The sequence below is a fragment of the Haloarcula quadrata genome (assembly GCF_003634715.1).
In the GTDB taxonomy this organism is placed as follows: Archaea; Halobacteriota; Halobacteria; order Halobacteriales; family Haloarculaceae; genus Haloarcula; species Haloarcula marismortui.
Genome location: NZ_RBWW01000001.1, coordinates 1,118,064 through 1,139,859, shown reverse-complemented (window position 1 = coordinate 1,139,859; position 21,796 = coordinate 1,118,064). Strand labels below are relative to the sequence as shown.

Genomic DNA, 21,796 nt, shown 5'->3' with positions numbered 1-21,796 from the left:
ATTCTGTTCGGCTGAGCAACACACATGAGCGTCATCTGTGAATTTGAGTTGCAGTCCGCAGATATGCCGCTGTGTGCGGTTGCTGCGGAACTGAACACCCGACTGATCGTCGACACCGTCGTCTCTGGCACGACCGACGAACCGGCACTCGTGTTCTCCGCGACGGGCGTCGAACCGGACGCACTTGAATCAGCATTGCTCGGCGATGAATCGGTCGTGGAGTTTGTCGCCATGGACTCGGCTATCGTCGAGTCACGGTATCGGGTCGTCCTCGATACAGACTACGTCGAAATGTACACCCAGCTCGTTGACCGGCAGACGTATCCGATGGGTGCGCTCGTGACCGAGCACGGGTGGAAGGTGAGCACGCAGTTCGCCGACCGGGCAGACCTCGAAGCGTTCCGGGACACCTGTCAGTCAAGCAGTGTCACGTTCCGCCCGCACCGGCTCTGTGAGACAGAACACGGCGGCGATGACTACGGACTCACCGCGCCACAGCGAGAGGCACTACTGGCGGCCCACCGACTGGGGTATTTCACTGTCCCCCGTGGGGCAGACCTGAAAGACCTTTCAGCGGAACTCGACACGACCACATCCGCGATTTCGGAGCGGCTCCGTCGTGGCACGGACCAGCTGATCGACCACACGATTGCCAGCTCCGAACAGTGACAGCCGGCTAGCCAGAGCGCGGCTATTTCGGCAAGAGACGTCCTCTTATAAATTGCTGTACATATGTTGGCAACGGTTAGGGCTGGGACTTGCGTAGCACTACATGACGGTGACCCAATATGACCATCCACCAGCACCCACACGTCACTGACCGCGACGCACACTTCGTCGGGGGCGGTATTGCCTCCCTGGCTGGCGCGGCGTTCCTCGTTCGGGACGGCAATATGCCCGGCGAAAACATCCATGTCTACGAAAAGCTGGACGTCGTCGGTGGCGCGATGGACGGCGCTGGCGACCCGGACGAGGCGTACCTGATCCGGGGCGGTCGGATGTTCAACTACCCGGCGTATGAATGTACGTGGGACCTCTTCGAGACGATTTCGTCGCTCGAAGACGACTCGCGCTCGGTCAAGGCCGTGATGGACGAGTTCAACGAAACGCACCCCTCGTACGCGAAAACACGGCTGATGCACGAGGGCGAACGGATCGACGCGAGCGAGTACGGACTGACGAGCCAGCATCGACAGTCGATAGCTCGGTTGCTCCTCACGCCCGAACCGCGACTCGGTGACACGCGCATCGAAGAGTGGTTCGACGAGTCGTTCCTGGAGACGAACTTCTGGTACGTCTGGGCGACCATCTTCGCGTTCCAGCCGTGGCACAGCGTCGCCGAGGTCCGGCGATACATGTACCGGTTCCTCCACGAGTTTCCGCAACTGCACACCATGGAGGGTATCGACCGGACGAAGTACAACCAGTACGACTCGATGATCCTCCCGCTCCGACGCTGGCTCGAAGACAGGGGCGTCTCCTTCGAGTACGGCCACGAGGTGACCGATATGGATATCGTCCCGTCGCGGACGGGGCGTACCGTCGAGCGGCTCTACTGTGAGACCGACAGCGGCACCGAGACGGTCCCCGTCGAGCCGTCCGACCTCGTGTTCATGACGAACGGGTCGATGACCGACGGCTCGTCCATCGGCGGGATGGACGAGGCCCCCGAACTGAACGAAACCGGGGCGTCGTGGGAGCTGTGGAAGTCCATCGCCGAGGACAACCCACAGTTCGGCAACCCGTCGGTGTTCGCGGACAACGTCACGGAGACGAAGTGGGAGTCGTTCACCGTCACCCTGCACAACACCGAGCTGTTCGACCACATCGTCGATTTCACCAACGAGGAACCGGGCAACGGGCTCGTCACCTACCTCGGGTCGAACTGGCTGTTGTCGACGGTCGTCGCCGCACAGCCCCACTTCGCGAACCAGCCGGACGACGTGAAGGTGTTCTGGGGCTACGCGCTGTTCCCGGACCGCGAGGGGAACTACGTGGAGAAACCGATGTCCGAGTGTACCGGCCGGGAGATCCTCCAAGAGCTGTGTTACCACCTGCAGTGCGAGGACCGGCTCCCGGAGCTACTCGACGACGTGACCTGTATCCCGGCGATGATGCCGTTCATCACGGCGCACTTCCAGCCCCGAGAACCCGGTGACCGGCCCGATGTCGTTCCGGACGGGTCGAACAATCTGGCGTTCCTCGGACAGTACGCCGAACAGCCACGGGATGTCGTGTTCACCGTCGAGTACTCGGTCCGGTCGGCGATGACCGCCGTCTACGAGATGCTCGACCTCGACCGGGAAGTCCCCCCGGTGACCAAACACTACCGGAAGCCGGGTGTCATCGCAGACACTGTTCGCGCCGCGTACCGCTGAGAAGCAAAGCGGTACGGGCGAGGACATTCCAGTATTTTAGTACGGTGACAGAGATAGGTGTGTATGCACACATCGACGCACTCCGCCCGGAGGTTGCGATGGTAAATCTCGCGCTCTCGGCGGCGCAGCTTCTCGTGGCGCTGATACTCGTCGGACTGAACGGCTTTTTCGTTGCCGCTGAGTTCGCGTTCGTTCGCGTTCGCGGCACATCGGTCGAACAGCTCGCTGACGAAGGCCGGGCCGGCGCAGGCTCGCTCCAGGCAGTGATGGCGGACCTAGATAACTATCTCGCGGTGACCCAGCTCGGGATTACGCTTGCCTCGCTGGGACTGGGGTGGGTCGGTGAGCCCGCCGTCGCAGCGCTGCTTGAACCCGTCCTCGCTCCGGTACTGCCCGAGACCCTCCTCCACCTCGTGGCGTTCGCAATCGGCTTCACAATCATCACGTTCCTCCACGTCGTCTTCGGCGAACTCGCGCCGAAGACGTTTGCGATTGCTCGGACTGAGCGGCTCTCGCTGTTGCTTGCGCCGCCGATGAAGCTGTTTTACTACCTGTTCTATCCCGGGATCGTCGTCTTCAACGGCTCGGCCAACGCCTTCACGCAATTACTGGGTGTCCCGCCGGCATCGGAGACGGACGAGACGCTCGGCGAGCGTGAGATACGCCGGGTGCTGGCTCGGTCCGGCGAAGAGGGGAACATCGACGCGGCGGAGGTCGACATGATAGAGCGCGTGTTCGACCTCGACGATACGGTCGTCCGGGAGGTCATGGTCCCGCGCCCCGACGTCGTGAGCGTGCCGGCCGACGCCACGCTGTCGGATATCCGGGCAGTCGTTTTCGACGAGGGACACACCCGCTATCCGGTGGTCGATGCCGACGACAGTGACCAGATCGTCGGGTTCATCGACGTCAAGGACGTGCTACGGGCCGGCGAGGAAGGCAACGAAAACACGACTGCCGGCGATATCGCCCACGAGATACCGGTCGTCCCGGAGACGACCGCTATCAACGACCTCCTGTTGCAGTTCCGGCAGGACCGCCGGCAGATGGCCGCGGTCATCGACGAATGGGGGTCGCTTGAGGGTATCGCGACCATCGAGGACGTGGTCGAGGCCGTCGTCGGCGACCTGCGCGACGAGTTCGACGTCGACGGCCGCGAACACGCAATCCGCAAGCGAAGCGACGGGAGCTACGACGCCGACGGCGGCGTCCCGCTGTCGACAGTCAGTGAGGCCCTCGGTGTCGACCTCGACAGCGACGCAGTCGAAACCGTCGGCGGGCTGGTACTGAGTCACCTCGACCGCGCGCCGGAAGTCGGCGATACCGCCGAAGCGGCCGGACACGCGTTCGAGGTGGCAAGCGTCGACGGAACCCGTATCTCGACGGTTCGGATTCGAGCGAACGACGGCGACGACTCGCCGTCGACTGAGTGAGCGACCGGTCAGAAGAACTCGTCCAGATACACCGGCTCGGACTGGAACACGGTAGCGAGCGGGTCCCGAGCCGACTCGTTGTGTATCTCCAGCCCGGCCAGGCGTTCAGCGGCGTCGACGCCGTGCGTCCCGACGGCCAGTTGTGAGAGCGTCGCAATGTTGACGGCCACATCGGCTTTCGAGTCGCTGGCTGGAAGCGGGTCGACCGTCGCAGTGCCGCCGTTCACTGACAGCCGGAACAGGCCGTCGTTGCGGTCAAGCAGCGGATCGTTCACCGAGAGCGTGCAGTCGAGGTCGCCCCCGGGCCAGTCGAGGCGTTCGAGGTAGTCCACGTCGGTGAGCCGAACCATCGGCCCGGCTTCGACCGTGCAGTCGACCGCCCCGGGGTCGTCGACGCGATGGAAGAGGTCAGTATCAGGCGGTAGCTGGAGCGTGACGCGCTCTATCTGTGCGCCGTGATGCCCGAGGAACGCAAACAGCGCGCGGCGGGCCTCCTCGTCGACAGCCGCGAAGTTCGAAACCGAGAGCGTGTTGTTAGCATCGTCCGCGACGGTGTACACGACGTACCCCTGAAGTTCACCGTCGCGTTCGTAGCCGTAGCAGTACGGGACGCCGTCGTCGTCCCAGTCGGCGAGGGTCCGCTCGCGCCACCACGCCTCCGAGCGCCGGAGCGAGAGCGCTGTCCCGGCGGCTGCAGCCGTCTCGACCCGACGGAGCCGCTCCCAGTCGTCGGCGTCGAGGCGGACCAGCTGTCCGGCGGTGGAGGGGTCCGGGAGCGCCGACGGCGGCAGGTCGAAGCGGCGATAGGTGTTCGCCGTTCCCCAGCCCAGACGGTGATAGAACGGCGTCGAGAACGGCCAGAGGGTGACGAACCCGACATCGGCTTTGCGGTACGCAGACAGTGCGTGTCGGCAGAGGTCGGCGGCGAGCCCCTGTCCGCGGTGCTCGGGTGGTGTTGCAACCGCGCCGAGGCCGCCGACCGTCGTCGCCGCGCCGCGAACAGTTGTGTCGAAAAAGTACAGTTTGCAGACGGCCCGGAGGGTGTCGCCGTCATAGAGGCCTCGCTGGTCGAACAGCGACGGCGGCCAGTCACCGTCCGGGTCCGGCGGCACCGGACCTGTTTCGGGCGCGAACGCGTACTGAAGTATCCGCTGGCAGGCTTCGCGGTCAGTCGTCGGGACGGGGCGGAATTCAGACATACTGTCCCGGGTGTCCGCCAGCTACAGAAAGCTAGTCATCTGCGGGTCGGCGTCGCGGTCCTTCCTGGGAGTGGGGCGTCACGGCACGTACCAGATACCCCGGTCCCGGTCGAGGAGTGACCCGACGACGATGTGTGGGAGCGCAACAATGCTAATAAACATACTCCAGAACGCTACCGCGCCGGGGAGCAGGTCACTCGTTCCAAGCGGGTTCGGGAACGCCCAGTAGACGGCGACGAGGACGCCGAAGGTGGCCAGCGCTCCAACGACGAGGACGACCCAGGCGCGGAGTGCAACGGTCGAGGGGTCCGCGCCGCCGAGCAGGTCCCAGCGCTCGTCGCCGACCGGCTCCGTCTCGACGGACGCCGTCCGCGCCACCTGTCGGGCGGAGTACCAGAATGGGAAGTACAGGCCAACGGCGACGAGGACCGGGACAGACGCGAAGAATACCGCAAGGAGCAACGATTCTCCGGCGTCGATAAGCCAGGAACGGCCGCCGCCGCGCACGTATCCCAGCACGATATGTGCCGTTAGGGCGAGCCCGTAGCCCGACCCGATGACGAGCCGAGTTGTGTCGAACGACCCCGCGTACGACGAGAGGGCTCCGGGTTCGACGAGGCCGACCATCAACGAACTAAACGCGTGGAACGTCTGCGGCCAGAACACGATTGGGACGAGCATCACCGCGCCGCCGCGGACGGCCGCCGCCAGTCCGCGCTGGAACCGGGTCTGCAGGTGGTCGGTACCGCTCGTGGCTTCTAGCACCTGCAGGCCACCGAGACCGCCCTTCGCCATAGCGACGGTCAGCGCTAGCGCGAGGCCGGCGACTGGCGCGGCGAGGAACAGGCCGACGAACCCGCCGATAGCCGCCAGATACACCCCGACGTAGCGCCAGCGGAATGAGGGGCGGCGGCGGCGGAGGTTCTCGAAGTGCTCGTACCCGCCGTGAGGGAGATTGAGCGCGACCATTCCGACGAGGTACACCACCATCTGGGCCCGGAGCGGAACTCTGACCTCGGCAGCGCCGAGGAGACCGAAAGCGACAGCGAGTACCAGCAGGCTCGCCCGCGAAAGCAGGAGCGACGGATGGCGGTCGGTGTCCCGATGCCGCTGCCAGACGGACCCCAGGCTGGTCGTGGGCATATCGCGAGCCTAGGGAAAAACTCACAATAAACGATGCAAGCGATTCCAGCGAACTGGGAACAGACCGCTGGTTTGAATCATGAGCTGTCTGTTGTGAAGCGCTGGGAATCCGAGGAACCCTTTTTCAGGCGTAGTCGTTAGCAACGGCTATGCGTGATGGCCTCCCAAGCGACCGGACGGTGACCGTCGTCGGTGGCGGCTTCGGCGGCCTCTCGGCTGCGTGCTATCTCGCTGACGCCGGGGCCGACGTGCAATTGCTCGAACGCTACGACCGCCTCGGCGGCCACGCGGGCGTCCTCGAACGCGACGGCTTCCGCTTTGACACCGGCCCGTCGTGGTACCTGATGCCCGACGTGTTCGAGCGCTTCTTCAAGCACTTCGACCGCGAGCCCGCGGACTACTACGAACTGGAACGGTTGGACCCCCAGTACCGGGTGTTCTGGAAGGACGGCGACCGCGTGACGATGCGGCCAAACCGCGAGAACGCGTACGAGGTCTTTGAGTCCTACGAGGACGGGGCCGGCGACGCGCTGGTCGACTACCTCGATACGGCCAAGCAGAACTACGACCTCGCAATGGACCGGGTCGTCTACGAGGGCCGCGAACGGCTCCGGGACTACGTCGACCCCGACCTGCTCCCGCTCGCACCGCGGGCGCGACTGTTCGGCTCGATGGACGACTACGTCAGCCGCTACATCGACCACCCGAAGCTCCGGCAGTTGCTCGAATACACGCTGGTGTTTCTTGGCGGCGCGCCACACAACACTCCCGCGCTGTACAGCATCATGAGCCACGTCGACCTGAACATGAACGTGTTCTACCCCGAAGGCGGCATCGCCGGCGTCGTCGACGGCCTCGGGTCGCTGGCTCGGGAACTCGGCGTCGACATTCAGACCGGGACCGAGGTCCAGCACATCGCCGGCGAGGCGGGGGCGTTCGAACTGACCACCGAGGACGGCGTCGCCGCCTCCGATGTCGTGGTCAGCAACGCCAACCCCGCCTACACCGAGCAGCATCTGCTTGACCCCGCTGCCCGCGACCACGACCCGGACCACTGGGACGACCAGACCTACGCGCCGTCGGCATTCATGTTGTATCTCGGTGTTGAGGGCGACGTGGACCCGCTGGCCCACCACTCGCTGGTCCTGCCGACGGACTGGGACGGCCATTTCGAGCAGATATTCGACCGCCCGGGGTGGCCCGACGACCCCGCATATTACCTCTCGGTGGCGTCGAAGACCGACGAGACGGTCGCCCCGGACGGCCACCACGCCGTCGTCGTCCTCGTCCCCATCGCGCCGGGGCTGGACGACGGCCCCGCGATTCGCGAGGAATACAGAGCGTTCGTGCTGGACGATCTCGCCGAGCAAACCGGCGTGGACCTCCGTGACCGCATCGTCGTTGAAGAGACGGCGTGTGTCAGCGAGTTTGCCGAGCGCTATGGCGACCCGCAGGGGACGGCGCTCGGGCTGGCGCATACACTGTTCCAGACCGGGCCGCTCCGTCCCAGCCACCGCGCCGGGCTTGAGGGGCTCTACTACACCGGGGCCTACACGACGCCCGGCATCGGGATGCCGATGTGTCTTATCAGCGGCGAGCACACCGCCCGGGACATCGTTGAGGACAGCCCGTTCGAAACGAAGGGGGACCGCTCGGTCTCGACGGCGGACTGACGCTGCCGTGCTCGATTGGCAGTTCACGCAAACCGGCTGAATCACGACGCGATAGCGTGACGCGCACACCGCAGCCCAGCCTCGAACGGTTTATTGTCCCCCTTCAGGTAACGGAGGCATGGAGAAGCTCCGCGAGTCACTGCACGAGGCCCCGATAATCGACAAGGACGGATACTCTTATCTGGTCCACCCGCTCAGCAACGGCGTGCCGATGCTGGAGCCAGAACTCCTCCGCGAGGTCGTCGTCGGCGTGACGCGGGCGGCCGACCTCGACGTGGACAAGATTGTCGCGCCGGAGGCGATGGGCATCCACATCGCAACCGCGCTCTCACTGCAGACGGATATCCCGCTTGTGGTCATCCGTAAGCGCTCCTACGGTCTCGACGACGAGGTCCCGCTGCACAAGACCACCGGTTACTCCGAATCGGAGATGTTCATCAATGACATCGAGGCGGGCGACGACCTGCTCATCGTTGACGACCTGCTCTCGACCGGCGGAACGATGGCCGCCATCTGTGAGGCGCTTGACGACATCGGGGCGGACATCTCTGATATCGTCGTCGTCTTCCGGAAACAGGGCGAGTCGGCGCTTGACGACACTGATTACGATGTGACCAGCCTGCTCGACATCTCGGTCGACCAGGACGGCGTGACTATCCACGACTGAGAGTGACTGCGGCCCCTGTTTACCCCTGCTCGACAGCGGCAGCCATGTGCTTTCGGGCTTCTTCGGGGGTCATCCCACGAACGCCACACGCACAGGAGAGCAGGTCGGGGTCGGTCAGGTCGTCGACCTCCTCGGCGCTGGCCCGGTCGAGTGCGTCCTCGTCGGCGTCGTAGTCGAACGTCACCCGATATGTGACCTGTGCCACGCCCTCTATCTGGTGGGACTCGTCGGGGTCCGGGTTCGCGATGGCCTCAGCGTGCTCTTCCTGCATCGCGGACTTCCACTGTTCGAGGTTCGCCTCGGGGTCCGAATCGTCGGGCATACGCTGGCTGTCGGCGGCAGGCCTGAAAAAGCGAGCGCTGGCGCTCCGGTCAAGCGGGAGCCGAGAAAGAGGGCGACTCTCGGAACGCTTTTTCCGCCAGCAAACGCTGGCTTCCCTGTGGGCGATTCTCGATCCGATTCCGACCGAGCCCGGTTCCTGTTGGCCGCGGCGACTACCGTCGCCACCGTTGCGACGGCCGGCAGCCTCTATCTCTCGCTGGGCCTCGGGCTGACGCCCTGTCGGCTCTGCTGGTATCAGCGAATTCTGATGTATCCATTAGTGGTCGTTCTCGGCGTCGCTGCTGTCGAGCGCCGTCTCGGCGTCGTCCGGACAGCGCTGCCGCTTGCGGTGCCGGGAGCGGCCATCGCGGCCTACCACTCCTGGCTGCAGGTGAGCCAGACGACCTGTGGCATCGGCGCGATCAGCTGTGCGCAGGTCCAGTACCGGATACTCGGCCTGACCGTGCCGAATCTCTCGCTGGTGGCGTTCCTGCTGGTGACTGGGCTGGTCGTCGCGGCTGCCAGGCCCCGTGGCGGTCTGTCCTGACCGGACACGGCGGCGCGATACCTCCGCGACCGTGGCTTACCGACCGGTACCGGACAGCCTTCGCCGCGACCAAACCCCTTTTTCGGGTAGCCCCGCGTGGCTCCGGTATGGAATACACCAGACTCGGTTCGACCGGAACGACGGTTTCACAGCTTTGTTTCGGCACTTGGCGGTTCGGCCGGGAGACCGGCGGCGTCGTCGAGACCGACCGCGATGAGGCCCACGACCTGCTCGATGCGGCGTGGGAGCGCGGCATCAACTTCATCGACACCGCCAACGTCTACGGCAACCCCAACGGGACCAGCGAGGCGTACATCGGCGAGTGGCTCGACGACTACGACCGCGAGGACTTCGTTATCGCCTCGAAGGTGTACTTCCCCTTCGACGGTCGCGGCGAGCCCGGTCCCAACGACGCCGGCCTGGGCCGCAAGCACATCCGCGCCCAGATCGAGGGGACACTGGACCGTCTCGATACGGACTATCTCGACCTCTACTACATCCACCGTTGGGACGAGCACAGCGATATCGAGGAGACGCTGTCGACGCTTGACGACCTCGTCCGTTCGGGGACGGTCCACCACCTCGGCGCGTCGACGATGGCCGCCTGGCAGCTGACCAAAGCCCTGTGGAGGAGCGATGTCGAGGACTACGAGCGCTTCGAGGTGACCCAGCCGCTGTTCCACGCCGGCTACCGCGACGACGTGAAAGACTATCTCGATGTGTGTGCCGACCAAGACATCGCGGTCTGTCCGTACTCGCCGCTGGCCGGCGGCTTCCTCACGGGCAAGTACGAGCGCACGGACGACGACGACCCGACGGCCTTCGAGGGGCCGGAAGGCTCCCGAGGCTCGCTGTCCGACCGCTTCGAGGATTTCTACCTCTCCGAGCGCGGCTGGCACGTCCTTGACGAACTCCGCGCTGTCGCGGACGAACTTGACGCCACGCCCGCACAGGTCGCGCTCCGCTGGCTCATCGAACAGCCGGACTTCACCTGCGTCCCCATCGTCGGCGCTCGCACTGTCGACCAGCTCGACGAGAACGTCGGCGCGACGGACATCTCGCTGTCCGACGACCAGTTCAACCGGATTGTGAGCGCCCGCTACGCCGAGGACGGCGAGCGCTGGGGCCACCGAGCGTAATCGGGAGGCGAACTGACAGAACCGCGCTGTCGTCGGGGCACGCCCTTGTCGCCCCGGAAGCGTTCGGTCTAATCGTGGCCGGGTCGGGTTTCCGGCCGACCGCTGATGGGTCTATGACGCTGATTTGCTGGCCCCGTCACCGGAAGCAGCCACTGTCTCAGGCGCAATCTCCCCGAACAGCCAGACTGCGCCGCCAGCGGCGAGAAACAGGCCGCCAAGCGCCGCAACTGCTGTGGTCGCCGTGGTTGCATCCGCCACCATCCCAGCAGCAAGTGCCAGCGGCGTCCGAAGAATCATATGCAGCATCGATACCGCGGAGAGCAACGTCGCCCGTCCGACCGACTCGACATGGTCGTTAATGTACCCGTTGACGATAGGCTGGACCAGCGGCTTCGCGGTTCGCATCGTCGTGAACGTCGGGAGTACGACCAGCGCGAGCCACAGCGGTCCCACGAGTGCGACAGCCGTCAGGGCTGGCACGACAACCACGGCTCTGCGGACGCCGAGACGGTCCTCAACTGCGCCGGCGTAGTAGCCGCCAGCGGATGCCACTGCTGTCAGGGCGGCGTACAGCACACCCAGTCCGAGCGCAAGTGCCGCGCCAGCCTCGCCTACTCGTGCCGCCGCGGTCGGAACACCAGCAGGAACCTGAACGCCGATAGTGGCGGCGTACGGCCCCAGCGTCTCGACCACCATCGGCTGGATGTAGGTGTGGGAAACGCCCAAAACGGCATAGAACAACCCAATGTACAGGACCAGTGCTCGGAGCGGCGGTCGAGCCAGATACGTTCGGATGACCGAGACGGTTTCCAGTGGGTCGAGACGGTCGGCGGAGCGACTGTCACTGCCCCGGTCGGCGTACTGCCGATTCTTCGGCAGTGAGAGCAGGGCAAAGAAGCCGAGACTGTTGAAACGGCTCAATTGAATCCGGCGAATTTCGGCGTTTCAGCGTTCAATTGCCTGCTCCACGTTGTAAACGCCGGCTATGAGCGTTATCTCCCGGAACTGGCGGAACCAGTCACGCGCTCGGACGGCGGAGCCGTGCGAGCGCTTGATTGAGGAGTTGACGGACTCGGTCTGTGATCGCTGACCATAGAGCTCGTCGTCTATTCGGGCGTTGTGTGCGTGATCGTAAGGAGCGAAAACACGGTGCTTTATCAGCGGACGAATCCCGGCGTTTCGAAGCTCCTCACGGAAGCTCATGTCATCATAGCCTTTGTCAGCGGCCAAGCTTCGAAGGTCGCCCGCGTTCCGCAGGGCGACCTTCGGGCCGATCTTGGTTTCGTCAGGCCACTTCGTGCTGCAGTGTAAGTCAAGAATTGCTCCCTCAGCTGTATCTACGAGAAACGTCGTCTGGATCGTTTTGACGGAACGATCAATCCGTCGCAAGTAGTGAGACGATGCCTGCTGACGGTCGAAGTAGGTGGCATCAATTGCGGCGTGACCATTCTGGTCCAGCAGCTCCGCCGACCGGCGGAGCAGCTGTCGCCAGACAGTCATCGATGCCCGTTTGAACGCCTTACACAGCGTCGAAGGCGCGGGAAACTCCCCGCGTTGAAGATTCAATACCGCTCGAACACGTTCCATCTCTTCGGCCCAGTCGATGATTTCCTCGTACTCCGCGCTCATGTGTTCGCGCAGATAGAGCAAGACTGCGTGCTTCCAGCCGGCAAACCCGTTGCCGGCTGGATCACTCAGTTCCATCAGCGCAGCGTCAGTAAGCTTTTGAGCGAGCGAAGCCACTTGCTTCACGAAGCGGAAGAGGGTGTTGTGCATAACATTACTCTCCCGCTTCATACCCGTGATTCTAACGACCTATCCCGGCGCCGTCTGTGGATTCAATTGAGCCGTTGAAACCGACCGCAGCAACGAACGGATAGGTTGGGTGCAGCACATACAGCAGGCCACCGGCAACCATCGAAACCGCTGCAGTCCACTTCTGCACTGCGTCGCCCCGGCCACGGATACGGCTGAACTGCTCGCTATCGAGTCGTTCAGTCAGCGTATCGTATAGCCACGCATCCATGCTCCCTGAGCGTAACGTCAGCGCCAGCGCCCACAGCGCATAGAGGAAGCCGTACCAGCGGAATCCCGAAGCGAGAACGAAGCCCGCGAGGGAGACAACGGTGAACAGCACGCTGAGAAGGAGGCTTGCGCGCCGCCCGAGCCTGTCACCGACGTAGCCTGTTGGAATCTCGCCGACGACAGATAGCGATGCGTAGATTGCTGAGAGGGCACCGACCTGCGTGAAGGTCAGCGTTCGCAAGAGAAACAGGGTGAAGATGGGAGTGATAAATCCGACAGCGATCGTGGCACGGTACAGATAGTACCGGCGCACTAACCCGCGGCCGGATGCCGGTCGGAACATACGGACGCTGTCACTTTTGGGGGACTAAGGTCCTTCCAGAAACACACTTCAGTTTAATTTCTGACGGGAAGAGTTCAATACCAGCACACATCGACAGTACCGACAGTATACTGTGGAATGCGTCAGGCAGTTTCGGATGGGTCGACAACATCATCAGCGGCCGGGTACACGCCGATCTGGTCACAGTGACCCGCCAGCGGGCACGCATCGGGGTCGTCCAGACAGGCCGGCTTTCTGGCCGAGCAGTACTCCCGGCCAAACTGAATCATCGCCGTATGGCCGAAGCCGCATTTCGCCGCGGGCACGTCGCGCTCCAGATACGCACGGACGGTCTCGTGGTCGGCGTCGGCCGGGGCCAGTCCCATCCGGCGGGCGATGCGGTGGACGTGCGTATCGACGGGAAACACACCGCCACGACCGCCCGCGAACAGCAGGACGCAGTCGGCGGTCTTCGGGCCGACACCGTTCATGTCGAGCAGCGTCGACCGCACCGCCTCGGGGTCGCTGTCCCGAACAAACCCATCAAAGCCAGCTTCGCCGCCGTACTCCTCGCAGATGCGCTGTGCCAGTGCGATGATGCGCTCGGATTTCTGGTTGTACAGCCCGGCCGAGGAGATGGTTTCAGCGAGTTCGGGCTGGTCGGCGTCGGCCAGCGCGCGGGCGAGGTCAGTGCTGTCAATGTTTCCCTCGCTGTTCGCGTCCTCCCCGCCGCCATACCGAGCCATCAGGTCGTCGTGGGCCGGCTGGCTCGCTTTGTCGGATGTGTTCTGGCTGAGAATCGTCCGGACGAGACACTCGTAGGCGTCCCGGCCGCCGTAGGTTTTCGTCCAGTACATCTCGCCGAGACGGTCCACGACGGTTTCTGCCCGCGTCCCCGCTGTTTCCGGGTCGAACGTTGCCGACTGGCCACCGCCAGCGGTTCCGCCGCTGATGTTCTCCGCTGGTTCCTCGTCAGTCATAGCCAGTCGCAGGGCTGGCGGACTCAAAACGCCTGCCCCGAAAAACAGCTACCAGTGCGGACTCAGCGCCTACCGGCGGCTAATCAAAAGTGGTGATTCCAGAGTGGTCCACAGTAAAGGACCTGAAATGGGGCGTCCTTGGGGCAGACGCCCACGGGACAGACACGAAAAGCTCGTGGCGTGCGGCGACGGGCTATGCCCACGGTGGTCGTCGCCGCGAAAGATGGTCGAAGCTGACAGGTCAATGTACGGTCACGTCCAGGCTCTCACCTCCTGTAGGGCGGCGTTTGCGCGGACGACAGGGACGGCAGCACCCGACTCGCTACGGCGACAGATGTCCCGTCTCGATGTGGCCTGTTCGTCCGGCATACAATTGTTTAGGCTACCCTAAAACACAAAAAGCCATCGGTTTCTAGGCGGGCCAAAAAAGAGAGCGTGATTACTCCTCGACGATAACGGTGCCAGCCATCCCCGCAGCCTCGTGCGGAACGCAGAAGTATCCGTGCTCGCCGGCCGTCTCGAACGTGTGAACGTAACTCTGGCCGGACTGAACGGCCCCCTCACCGTTCTCCCAGCCCTCGCGTGCGGCCGACTCGCTTTCGAACCCGCCGGAAGCCCAGTAGGTCGCGTCGTCCGGGAGTTCCTCCTCGTACGCGACGACGTTGTGAGCCTCGCCACCGGCGTGTTTCCAGGCGACTGTGTCGCCGACGCTGACGGTGAGTTCCTCGGGCGCGAACGCCACAGCCTGCATGTCGACGACGTGGTCGGCGTCCTCGGGAACGCCTTCGACGACGTTCGGGCCGCCGGACAGTGACGACTCGGTCGCCTCGGACTCCTCGCCGCCGTGGCCGCCGGAACCGCTCGGGGCGCTGTCGACAGCGCCAACGACGGCGAAAGAAGCGGTCCGGGCGGCGTTTGCGAACGCGGTCGCGCCGTCGGTCGACCCGCTCTCCAAGTCGGCGACATAGTCGTTCAGTGCGGCCTCATAGGCTTCGTACGCCTCCGCGTCCGCGTTTTCGAGTTTGTCGTGCACCGCGGCGTTCTCGAAGGTAGCGAACACGTCGCTGACGACACTCGCGGCCCCGGCACCGGTCTCGCCACCGCCACTCGACCCGATGATGGCCGTCACGGATTCGATGGCTGCGCCGTAGAACGTCTTCGCGGCCGCGTATACGTCACCGCCGTCGTTCGCGGCGGAGATGACGCTCCCGAGTGCTTCGTCCTCGAAGCGGTGATACAGGTCCTCGTTCGCCTCTTCGAGTGCCTCATGGTAGCCGGCGGCCCCGGACTCGAAGAACGCCAGCGCCCCCTGAGCAGTCGACGCTGCGCGGTCGGCGTTCCCGAGAGCGTTCGTCGCCGCGGCGTCGAAGGCGAGGCCGGCCATGTAGGTCGCGCCGGACCCGCTGGCGACGGCGGCACTGTGGGCCGATTCGAACTCCAGCAGCGCCGCGAGAACGCCGTCGTGGTGAGTCCCGACCGCGTCGTCATCGCCGTTCTCGTAGGCTGACTGGAGCCCCACGAGGTGTTCCTCCTCGAAGCGGTAATAGAGGTCCTCGCTGGTCTCCTCTAGCGTCTCGTGGAAGTCGAGCTGGTTCTCCTCGAACCGGGCGAACAGGTCCGAAACGAGCGTCGCTGCCTGCCCCGCCTGACCCTGGCGGTACAGCTCGCGCGCGTCGGCGAAGCGGGCTTTGAAGAAGCCCGACTGGAGAACCGGCGCGTTGCCGCCGGCCAGCGCCTCGATGCCGGCGACCAGATTGGTGTCGACCGTCTCGACGGCCGACGCGACCCCCTCGGTGTTCCCGTTCTCGATTGCTGAGGAGAGGTCCGACAAACCGGACTCGAACGCTTCGTAGGCCTCGCTGTCCGCCTCTTCGAGGGCGTCGTGAGCGGCCGCGCCTTCGAAGTGGGCAAAAACGTCCTCGACCATCGTCGCCGCGGTGGCTGTCTCGCCGGCACGGGCCAGCCACCCAGCGTCGTGGACGCGGGCCCGGTACGTGTTCAGCGTCGTCGCGTGGGCGTAGTCTGCCCCGACGCCGCTGCCCGAGACGACTGCGGCCGCGTCCCAGCCACGGGCCTGCATCGTCGCAAGGTGGCCCGCACCGGCGACCGACGCCGGCTGGACCAGCGCATACGCGCCCGAAACGGTCGCATCCAGTGCGGCGCGGGCCTGTTCGGTGACGCCGCTCGCGTCTTCACTGCCTGCGGCGGAACCGATGCCGGCCAGTGCGTTCTCAAAGGCCTCGTAGGATTCTGCGTCCGCAGCCTCTATTTTGCTGTACACCAGCGCGTCCTCGAACGCGGTCATCGTCTCTTCCGCGATCGTGGCGGCCCCCTCGAAAGCGCCCAGCGTCCCGGCCATGGCGGCATTGCTCGCCCGACTGCCCAGCAGGAGCAGGTCCAGCACTCTGGTAGCCTGCTGTCCGGCAGCGGCCTGCTGCGCTGTCTGGAGGTGGCCCGACGCTTTGTCCGCGGCCGACGCGGCTTCCGATACGTTGCCCTCGGACAGCGACGACTGGACCGTCCCGAGGGCATCCTCAAAGCCCTCGTACGCTGACTCTGACGTGGACTCAAGCTGTTCGTGGGCCCCGTACTCGCCCGACGCCCCTTCGAACCGAGCGAAAATGTTCTGTGCGACGGTCGCTCCGGCACCGGGCGCACCGGCCCGACCCAGCGCGACGGCATCGTACAGCCGCGCCCGGTAGACGTTCCACTCGGTCGCGACAGCGGTCATCGGCCCGACCGAAACACCGCTTTCGCCGCCCTCGTCTGTTCCCGCAGTCGCTTCCTGTTCTGTCGTGTCGGTGTCCGCCGACGCCGTGTTCGATTCTGTCGACCCCTGACTGGGACACCCAGCAAGCAGTCCCGTCGCAGCGATCCCCACCGTCTTCAGCAAGTCACGTCTCTGTGGCATACGCTCGATTAGGGTTGCCTAAAAGACTTAAGACCACCGATGTTTTGGCGAGCCTAAACCGCTGTGTGGCTACACGTCAACACAGTGAGATGGTAACTGTGTCGCCGGTGCTGACCCCGAACGCTTCGTCGCCACGGCCGCGGTTAACGGCGAGTTCGACGTTCCCGTGACTGCCGACGGTGACGAGTCGCTGACTCTTGTCGACGGCAGCGTAGGCTCGATGGACTGGGGCCTCAACACCGTCGACCGAGACCACCCCGCCGAACCGATCCGCGAGGACCTCGCCGGGTATGTTCGTCACGGCGTTCCCGAAGTCATCAACGACGAGCACCTCACCGGTCGCTCCGTCACCATCGACTGTGGCCGCTGGGAACCGGAGATCAGCGTAGTCCTCAGTTGGGTCGATTTCAGAAAGGGTTTCGACGGTGTCGACGCCGGTGTCGTGGACGGCCGCCGCGGCGGGCGCAAACACGTCCCGCCCGTGGAACGTCGTACTCGCCGGGTCGTCGTAGGCCCAGGTGAACACCTCGAACGTGTCCGGGGCGTCGTTCTCGGTTTCAGCCAGTTCGCGGGCGACTGGCAGGAGGACGCCGTTGTCAGGCCCCACGAGCGCGTGGTCGCCCGCACGAACGACGATGGCGTCTCTGTCGGTTCCGACGCCCGGGTCGACGACGACACAGTGGACTGCCGGCGGAAAGTACGGGAGCGTTTGCGTGAGCCAGAACGCCGCTGCCCGCACGTCCTGCCGTGGGAAATCGTGAGCGATATCCTCGATACGCGCGTCGGTCGCCTGACAGATGACGCCTTTCATCGCCGCCGGATAGGGCGAGCCGAAGTCAGAACTGAGGGTTATCATCAGTCGTCAAGGTCGTCGAGTGATTCGGGGAGCGATTCGCCCGTGGCGGCGTACCGTTCGAGCGAGTCGCTGTCTGAGACGTGCTGGAGTCGCTTGATGCCGTGGATCTCCTCAATGACTTCCACAACAGATGCCGGGACCCGGTCACGCCAGGACTCGTCGTCGATCATCCGCTGGCGGATCTCGCTGCCCTCCAGTCGGTCGCGGTCGAACATCGGCGACTGGCGGACCTCGATACCGGCCTCCTCGAACAAGCGGACGACAAGCGGATTGTTCGAGTACGCCACGTCGAAGTCCGGGCACATACTCTCGACGTGGCTCACCCAGACGGCGTTGCGGTTGATGTCCTCAAGGGGAACGACATAAGTCGTCAGGTCGTACTCTGCGACGGCCTTCGTGATCATCATGATCCGTTCACCGGCCGTAAAGGGGTCGTGTGTGGTGTGTGAATCGTCGGCGCTCCCGATACCCAGTACAAGCTCGTCGACCTCCTCCGAGATCCGCTCGACCATCGAGTGATGGCCATTGTGGTAGGGCTGGAAGCGACCGATGTAGAACCCACGCATATTCCCCAGTGGGTGTGGTGGTTTGATAAACCCGACGACGCGGTACTGCCGGAATACAACCCCACCTAATTCGGGCGCTGTACTGCGGTTTTCGGGGTGTTGCAACAACCGACACGGGGAGAAAGTATATCAGTCGACAGGCCTTCCGTGAGTATGTTAGCAACGTTTGTATGAGCGACAACACCGACACCGACGCGACTCCCGACCCTGACCGGGAGGCATCCGACGCTGGGGAGGAAGAGGCGTCGACCAACGGGGCCAAACAGGACCCCAACGAACCCGCCTCTGAGCCCTCGGCAGACGAGCCATCCGACCCGTCCGAGGACCGATGGGCCGGCGAGGGAGAAACGTCCGAAACGACACTCGGAAGCGATGTCCAAGTTGACGGCGAGTCTGAACTGGACGGAGATGAGGAGAATCTCCTTGGCGGTCTCGAAATCGAATCGACCGCCGACATCGAAGTGCCAGACCGACTCGTCGACCAGGTCATCGGGCAGGACCACGCCCGTGACGTGATCAAGAAGGCGGCCAAACAGCGCCGTCACGTGATGATGATTGGCTCCCCCGGAACGGGGAAGTCGATGCTGGCGAAGGCGATGTCTCAGCTGCTCCCACGAGAGGAACTGCAGGACGTTCTTGTCTATCACAATCCCGACGACGGCAATGAACCGAAAGTACGCACTGTCCCCGGCGGCAAAGGGGAACAGATTGTCGAGGCCCACAAGGAGGAGGCCCGCAAGCGAAACCAGATGCGGACCTTCCTCATGTGGATCATCATCGCCATCGTCATCGGCTACGCCCTGATCCTCGTCCAGCAGGTCCTGCTGGGGATTCTCGCGGCCGGTGTCATCTATCTCGCATTCCGCTACGGTTCGCGCGGCAGCGACGCGATGATTCCGAACCTGCTCGTCAACAACGCCAACCAGAAGACCGCGCCGTTCGAGGACGCCACGGGTGCCCACGCCGGTGCGCTGCTGGGCGACGTTCGTCACGACCCGTTCCAGTCCGGTGGGATGGAGACGCCGAGCCACGACCGCGTCGAGCCCGGCGCGATCCACCAGGCCAACAAGGGCGTGCTGTTCGTCGACGAGATCAACACGCTCGATATCCGCAGCCAGCAGAAGCTGATGACGGCCATTCAGGAGGGCGAGTTCTCCATTACGGGCCAGTCCGAGCGGTCTTCGGGTGCGATGGTCCAGACCGAGCCCGTCCCCTGTGACTTCATCATGATCGCCGCGGGGAACCTCGACGCGATGGAGAATATGCACCCCGCGCTGCGCTCCCGTATCAAGGGGTACGGGTACGAGGTGTACATGGACGACACCATCGAGGACGACCCCGAGATGCGACGGAAGTACGCTCGGTTCATCGCCCAGGAGGTCGAAAACGACGGGCGGCTCCCGCACTTCACCGAGGAGGCCGTTCAGGAGCTCATCCTGGAGGCCCGGCGTCGCGCCGGCCGAAAAGGCCACCTCAGCCTGAAGTTCCGTGACCTTGGCGGACTGGTCCGCGTCGCTGGCGACATCGCCCGCGCCGAGGACCGCGACCGCACCGAGCGCGCAGATGTCCTGCAGGCCAAACGGCGCTCCCGGTCCATCGAGCAACAGCTCGCGGACAACTACATCGAGCGCCGCAAGGACTACGAGCTCACCGTCAACCAGGGCGACGTGGTCGGCCGCGTCAACGGGCTCGCCGTCATGGGCGAGGACAGCGGTATCGTCCTCCCCGTGATGGCCGAGGTCAGCCCGTCACAGGGCCCCGGTCAGGTCATCGCCACGGGACAGCTCAAGGAGATGGCCGAAGAGGCTGTCCAGAACGTCTCGGCGATCATCAAGAAGTTCTCTGACGAGGACATCTCCGAGAAGGACGTTCACATCCAGTTCGTCCAGGCCGGTGAAGGTGGCGTCGACGGCGACTCCGCCTCTATCACAGTCGCTACCGCGGTTATCTCCGCGATAGAAGACGTTCCGATCAAGCAGAACCTCGCCATGACCGGCTCACTGTCGGTCCGGGGTGACGTACTCCCGGTCGGCGGTGTCACGCACAAGATCGAGGCGGCCGCCAAGTCCGGCCTCGATACGGTCATCATCCCCGAGGCGAACACGCAGGACGTGATGATCGAGGACGAGTACGAGGACATGATCGAGATCATTCCCGTCTCGCACATCTCAGAGGTCCTCGAGGTCGCACTCGCCGGCGAAGCCGAGAAGGACTCGCTGGTCGACCGCCTCAAGTCCATCACAGGCAAGGCACTCGACCACGAGGTCGGCCGGCAGGGCGGCAGTCCAAGTCCGCAATAAATGCCCGAGTGGGCCGCATTCGTCGGCCTGACGGGGTTTCTTTTAACCGCGCTTCTCGGTCTCGCACGGCTCTCGCAGGGAGCCGTACGGTCCGACGGCGGCGTCTCATCCACAGTCGACGGCGTCTCAATGGCCGACAGGGACCCGACCATCCCACGGTTCGAAACGCAACGGGCGGCGGCCCAGCGACAACAGATGCGCGACACGCTCGCCCCGAGCGATGTCTCGACAGGGGCGTTGCTTGCCAACGTCGCGTTCACACAGGGGCTGTTCGGCGTGCTGCTAGTCGCCGGCGCGTTTTATTTCGAAATCCCCGCCAGTGCGTTTGGAGTCACCAGTGACGCACTTTCGACAGGGTTGCCGGCAGTGGCAATCGGTATCGGCGCTGGAATCGGCTTCTGGGTCGGGAACGAGGGCGCCGCTGCGCTGGCAGACGGCTTCGGCGTCACCTTCGATGAGTCGCTACGGGAACTGCTCGCCCCGGACTCGCCCGGCGGCTGGGTCATCCTGCTGGGCGGTGTCTTGCCGGTCATCGCTATCGTCGAGGAACTGCTCTTCCGGGCGGCGGCTATCGGCGTCCCCGTGGCCGGCCTCAACGCGCCGGCGTGGGCGATGGCTATCGTCGCCTCTGTCGCCTTCGCGCTGGGCCACGGCGCACAGGGCCGGGTGGGTATCGTCGTCACCGGCACGCTGGGGTTGGCGCTCGCTGGCCTGTTCATCGCGACAAACAGCTTACTCGCCGTCGTCGTCGCCCACTACCTCGTCAACGCCCTCGAACTACTTGTCCACGAGGGGCTGGGCGTCGACCGGCTCTGGGCCTAGAGAGCCTCGATAGCCCGGAGCTTTTGCTCGACAGGCGGCGGCGCGGCGCTTGGTCCGTCTCGAACCCGATGGTCCGGAATCAACAGCGGCACGGGGTTTGCGGCCAGTGCCTCCCGGACCTGTGCGAGGTCGTCCTCTTCGTCATCATTCAGGTCCGGCGTCATCCGCGCGACCTGCGCGACGGATGCATCTTCGCCGTACGGAATCTCCTGGACAGCTTCCAGCACTATTCGCTGGTCCGTCGGGGCCGTGAGGCCGACCGTCACATCAGCGAAGTCGTCTTCGACCCCCTGAAGATACTCGTCGATGCGGTCAAGCAGCGCGTGGTCCTCGCCAGCGTCGGCCTCTGGCTGGGACGGAAACGACAACGAGATGATCCGGTCGCCGGCTTCTCCAAGCTGGACGTACCGGTCGAGATACGACGACTCACGGGCGTAGATTCCTGCGTCCCCGGTCGGTGCTTCCATACTATTGGTGTCGGCCGGTCGGCCCTTCAACATTCGGCATCGCCGTT

General features: G+C 64.4%; 18 protein-coding genes and 2 pseudogenes. 9 read left to right on the top strand and 11 right to left on the bottom strand.

The window, feature by feature from the left end:
- Positions 1-24: 24 nt before the first annotated feature.
- From BDK61_RS05910 to BDK61_RS05900, 3 genes are all read left to right on the top strand, one after another.
- Positions 25-669, top strand: coding sequence for a helix-turn-helix domain-containing protein (locus BDK61_RS05910; protein ID WP_121302610.1), 645 nt, complete (start codon positions 25-27; stop codon positions 667-669).
- Between the two features lie 119 nt (positions 670-788).
- Positions 789-2,378 carry an oleate hydratase gene (locus BDK61_RS05905; protein ID WP_121302608.1) on the top strand — a complete coding sequence of 530 codons (1,590 nt, stop codon included), beginning with the start codon at positions 789-791 and terminating at the stop codon, positions 2,376-2,378.
- 53 nt (positions 2,379-2,431) lie between these two features.
- Positions 2,432-3,811: a hemolysin family protein gene (locus BDK61_RS05900; protein ID WP_121303903.1), complete on the top strand. Its 1,380-nt coding sequence runs from the start codon at positions 2,432-2,434 to the stop codon at positions 3,809-3,811.
- A gap of 8 nt (positions 3,812-3,819) precedes the next feature.
- On the opposite strand, the gene BDK61_RS05895 is transcribed toward BDK61_RS05900, so the two are convergent.
- Together BDK61_RS05895 and BDK61_RS05890 are read right to left on the bottom strand one after the other, a co-directional pair.
- Positions 3,820-5,010 (bottom strand): GNAT family N-acetyltransferase, encoded by a 1,191-nt coding sequence (locus BDK61_RS05895; RefSeq protein ID WP_121302606.1) that lies wholly within the window; start codon positions 5,008-5,010, stop codon positions 3,820-3,822.
- Between the two features lie 78 nt (positions 5,011-5,088).
- Positions 5,089-6,153 (bottom strand): Brp/Blh family beta-carotene 15,15'-dioxygenase, encoded by a 1,065-nt coding sequence (locus tag BDK61_RS05890; RefSeq protein WP_007188765.1) that lies wholly within the window; start codon positions 6,151-6,153, stop codon positions 5,089-5,091.
- A 149-nt stretch (positions 6,154-6,302) separates the two neighbouring features.
- Between BDK61_RS05890 and BDK61_RS05885 the strand changes: the two genes are divergently transcribed.
- Together BDK61_RS05885 and hpt are read left to right on the top strand one after the other, a co-directional pair.
- The gene (locus BDK61_RS05885; RefSeq protein WP_121302605.1) at positions 6,303-7,826 is read left to right on the top strand and encodes a phytoene desaturase family protein; all 1,524 of its coding nucleotides are present in this window, start codon (positions 6,303-6,305) and stop codon (positions 7,824-7,826) included.
- A gap of 118 nt (positions 7,827-7,944) precedes the next feature.
- On the top strand, positions 7,945-8,493 hold the full coding sequence (gene hpt, locus BDK61_RS05880; protein WP_004958065.1) for a hypoxanthine/guanine phosphoribosyltransferase: 549 nt from the start codon (positions 7,945-7,947) through the stop codon (positions 8,491-8,493).
- Positions 8,494-8,512: 19 nt separating this feature from the next.
- On the opposite strand, the gene BDK61_RS05875 is transcribed toward hpt, so the two are convergent.
- Complete coding sequence (locus BDK61_RS05875) at positions 8,513-8,815, bottom strand: hypothetical protein (RefSeq protein WP_121302604.1); 303 nt, start codon at positions 8,813-8,815, stop codon at positions 8,513-8,515.
- 117 nt (positions 8,816-8,932) lie between these two features.
- On the opposite strand from BDK61_RS05875, the gene BDK61_RS05870 reads away from it, so the two are divergent.
- Both BDK61_RS05870 and BDK61_RS05865 read left to right on the top strand, forming a co-directional pair.
- Positions 8,933-9,361: a disulfide bond formation protein B gene (locus BDK61_RS05870; protein WP_121302602.1), complete on the top strand. Its 429-nt coding sequence runs from the start codon at positions 8,933-8,935 to the stop codon at positions 9,359-9,361.
- A 107-nt stretch (positions 9,362-9,468) separates the two neighbouring features.
- A complete protein-coding gene (locus BDK61_RS05865) occupies positions 9,469-10,500 on the top strand; it encodes an aldo/keto reductase (RefSeq protein ID WP_121302600.1) in 1,032 nt (343 codons plus the stop codon).
- A gap of 111 nt (positions 10,501-10,611) precedes the next feature.
- On the opposite strand, the pseudogene BDK61_RS05860 reads toward BDK61_RS05865, so the two are convergent.
- From BDK61_RS05860 to BDK61_RS05830, 7 genes and pseudogenes are all read right to left on the bottom strand, one after another.
- Positions 10,612-11,412, bottom strand: a pseudogene (locus tag BDK61_RS05860) (MFS transporter); the annotation flags it as partial.
- A 33-nt stretch (positions 11,413-11,445) separates the two neighbouring features.
- Positions 11,446-12,297 carry an IS5-like element ISHma10 family transposase gene (locus tag BDK61_RS05855; RefSeq protein ID WP_121301968.1) on the bottom strand — a complete coding sequence of 284 codons (852 nt, stop codon included), beginning with the start codon at positions 12,295-12,297 and terminating at the stop codon, positions 11,446-11,448.
- 52 nt (positions 12,298-12,349) lie between these two features.
- Positions 12,350-12,868 (bottom strand): annotated as a pseudogene (locus tag BDK61_RS05850) (MFS transporter); the annotation flags it as partial.
- 122 nt (positions 12,869-12,990) lie between these two features.
- Positions 12,991-13,827 carry an endonuclease III domain-containing protein gene (locus tag BDK61_RS05845; protein WP_121302598.1) on the bottom strand — a complete coding sequence of 279 codons (837 nt, stop codon included), beginning with the start codon at positions 13,825-13,827 and terminating at the stop codon, positions 12,991-12,993.
- A gap of 439 nt (positions 13,828-14,266) precedes the next feature.
- Entirely contained in the window at positions 14,267-16,738 is a 2,472-nt protein-coding gene (locus BDK61_RS05840; protein WP_121302596.1) for a DUF5059 domain-containing protein, read from the bottom strand.
- A gap of 76 nt (positions 16,739-16,814) precedes the next feature.
- Positions 16,815-17,594 carry an SAM hydrolase/SAM-dependent halogenase family protein gene (locus BDK61_RS05835; RefSeq protein WP_121302594.1) on the bottom strand — a complete coding sequence of 260 codons (780 nt, stop codon included), beginning with the start codon at positions 17,592-17,594 and terminating at the stop codon, positions 16,815-16,817.
- Positions 17,594-18,160: a nicotinamide-nucleotide adenylyltransferase gene (locus BDK61_RS05830; protein ID WP_004958079.1), complete on the bottom strand. Its 567-nt coding sequence runs from the start codon at positions 18,158-18,160 to the stop codon at positions 17,594-17,596. Before BDK61_RS05830 ends, BDK61_RS05835 begins: the two co-directional genes overlap by 1 nt.
- 170 nt (positions 18,161-18,330) lie before the next feature.
- Between BDK61_RS05830 and lonB the strand changes: the two genes are divergently transcribed.
- A complete protein-coding gene (lonB, locus tag BDK61_RS05825) occupies positions 18,331-20,460 on the top strand; it encodes an ATP-dependent protease LonB (RefSeq protein WP_004958081.1) in 2,130 nt (709 codons plus the stop codon).
- Positions 20,461-21,282 carry a CPBP family intramembrane glutamic endopeptidase gene (locus BDK61_RS05820; RefSeq protein WP_007188757.1) on the top strand — a complete coding sequence of 274 codons (822 nt, stop codon included), beginning with the start codon at positions 20,461-20,463 and terminating at the stop codon, positions 21,280-21,282.
- Here the strand turns inward: BDK61_RS05820 and BDK61_RS05815 are convergent.
- The gene (locus BDK61_RS05815) at positions 21,279-21,782 is read right to left on the bottom strand and encodes an MGMT family protein (RefSeq protein WP_121302592.1); all 504 of its coding nucleotides are present in this window, start codon (positions 21,780-21,782) and stop codon (positions 21,279-21,281) included. The genes BDK61_RS05820 and BDK61_RS05815 overlap by 4 nt on opposite strands.
- Positions 21,783-21,796: the final 14 nt, after the last annotated feature.

Coding starts and splice junctions, on each gene's coding strand:
- BDK61_RS05910 (WP_121302610.1), top strand. CDS start 25: ATGAGCGTCATCTGTGAATTTGAGTTGCAGTCCGCAGATATGCCGCTG.
- BDK61_RS05905 (WP_121302608.1), top strand. CDS start 789: ATGACCATCCACCAGCACCCACACGTCACTGACCGCGACGCACACTTC.
- BDK61_RS05895 (WP_121302606.1), bottom strand. CDS start 5,010: ATGTCTGAATTCCGCCCCGTCCCGACGACTGACCGCGAAGCCTGCCAG.
- BDK61_RS05890 (WP_007188765.1), bottom strand. CDS start 6,153: ATGCCCACGACCAGCCTGGGGTCCGTCTGGCAGCGGCATCGGGACACC.
- BDK61_RS05885 (WP_121302605.1), top strand. CDS start 6,303: ATGCGTGATGGCCTCCCAAGCGACCGGACGGTGACCGTCGTCGGTGGC.
- hpt (WP_004958065.1), top strand. CDS start 7,945: ATGGAGAAGCTCCGCGAGTCACTGCACGAGGCCCCGATAATCGACAAG.
- BDK61_RS05875 (WP_121302604.1), bottom strand. CDS start 8,815: ATGCCCGACGATTCGGACCCCGAGGCGAACCTCGAACAGTGGAAGTCC.
- BDK61_RS05865 (WP_121302600.1), top strand. CDS start 9,469: ATGGAATACACCAGACTCGGTTCGACCGGAACGACGGTTTCACAGCTT.
- BDK61_RS05855 (WP_121301968.1), bottom strand. CDS start 12,297: ATGAAGCGGGAGAGTAATGTTATGCACAACACCCTCTTCCGCTTCGTG.
- BDK61_RS05845 (WP_121302598.1), bottom strand. CDS start 13,827: ATGACTGACGAGGAACCAGCGGAGAACATCAGCGGCGGAACCGCTGGC.
- BDK61_RS05840 (WP_121302596.1), bottom strand. CDS start 16,738: ATGCCACAGAGACGTGACTTGCTGAAGACGGTGGGGATCGCTGCGACG.
- BDK61_RS05835 (WP_121302594.1), bottom strand. CDS start 17,594: ATGATAACCCTCAGTTCTGACTTCGGCTCGCCCTATCCGGCGGCGATG.
- BDK61_RS05830 (WP_004958079.1), bottom strand. CDS start 18,160: ATGCGTGGGTTCTACATCGGTCGCTTCCAGCCCTACCACAATGGCCAT.
- lonB (WP_004958081.1), top strand. CDS start 18,331: ATGAGCGACAACACCGACACCGACGCGACTCCCGACCCTGACCGGGAG.
- BDK61_RS05820 (WP_007188757.1), top strand. CDS start 20,461: ATGCCCGAGTGGGCCGCATTCGTCGGCCTGACGGGGTTTCTTTTAACC.
- BDK61_RS05815 (WP_121302592.1), bottom strand. CDS start 21,782: ATGTTGAAGGGCCGACCGGCCGACACCAATAGTATGGAAGCACCGACC.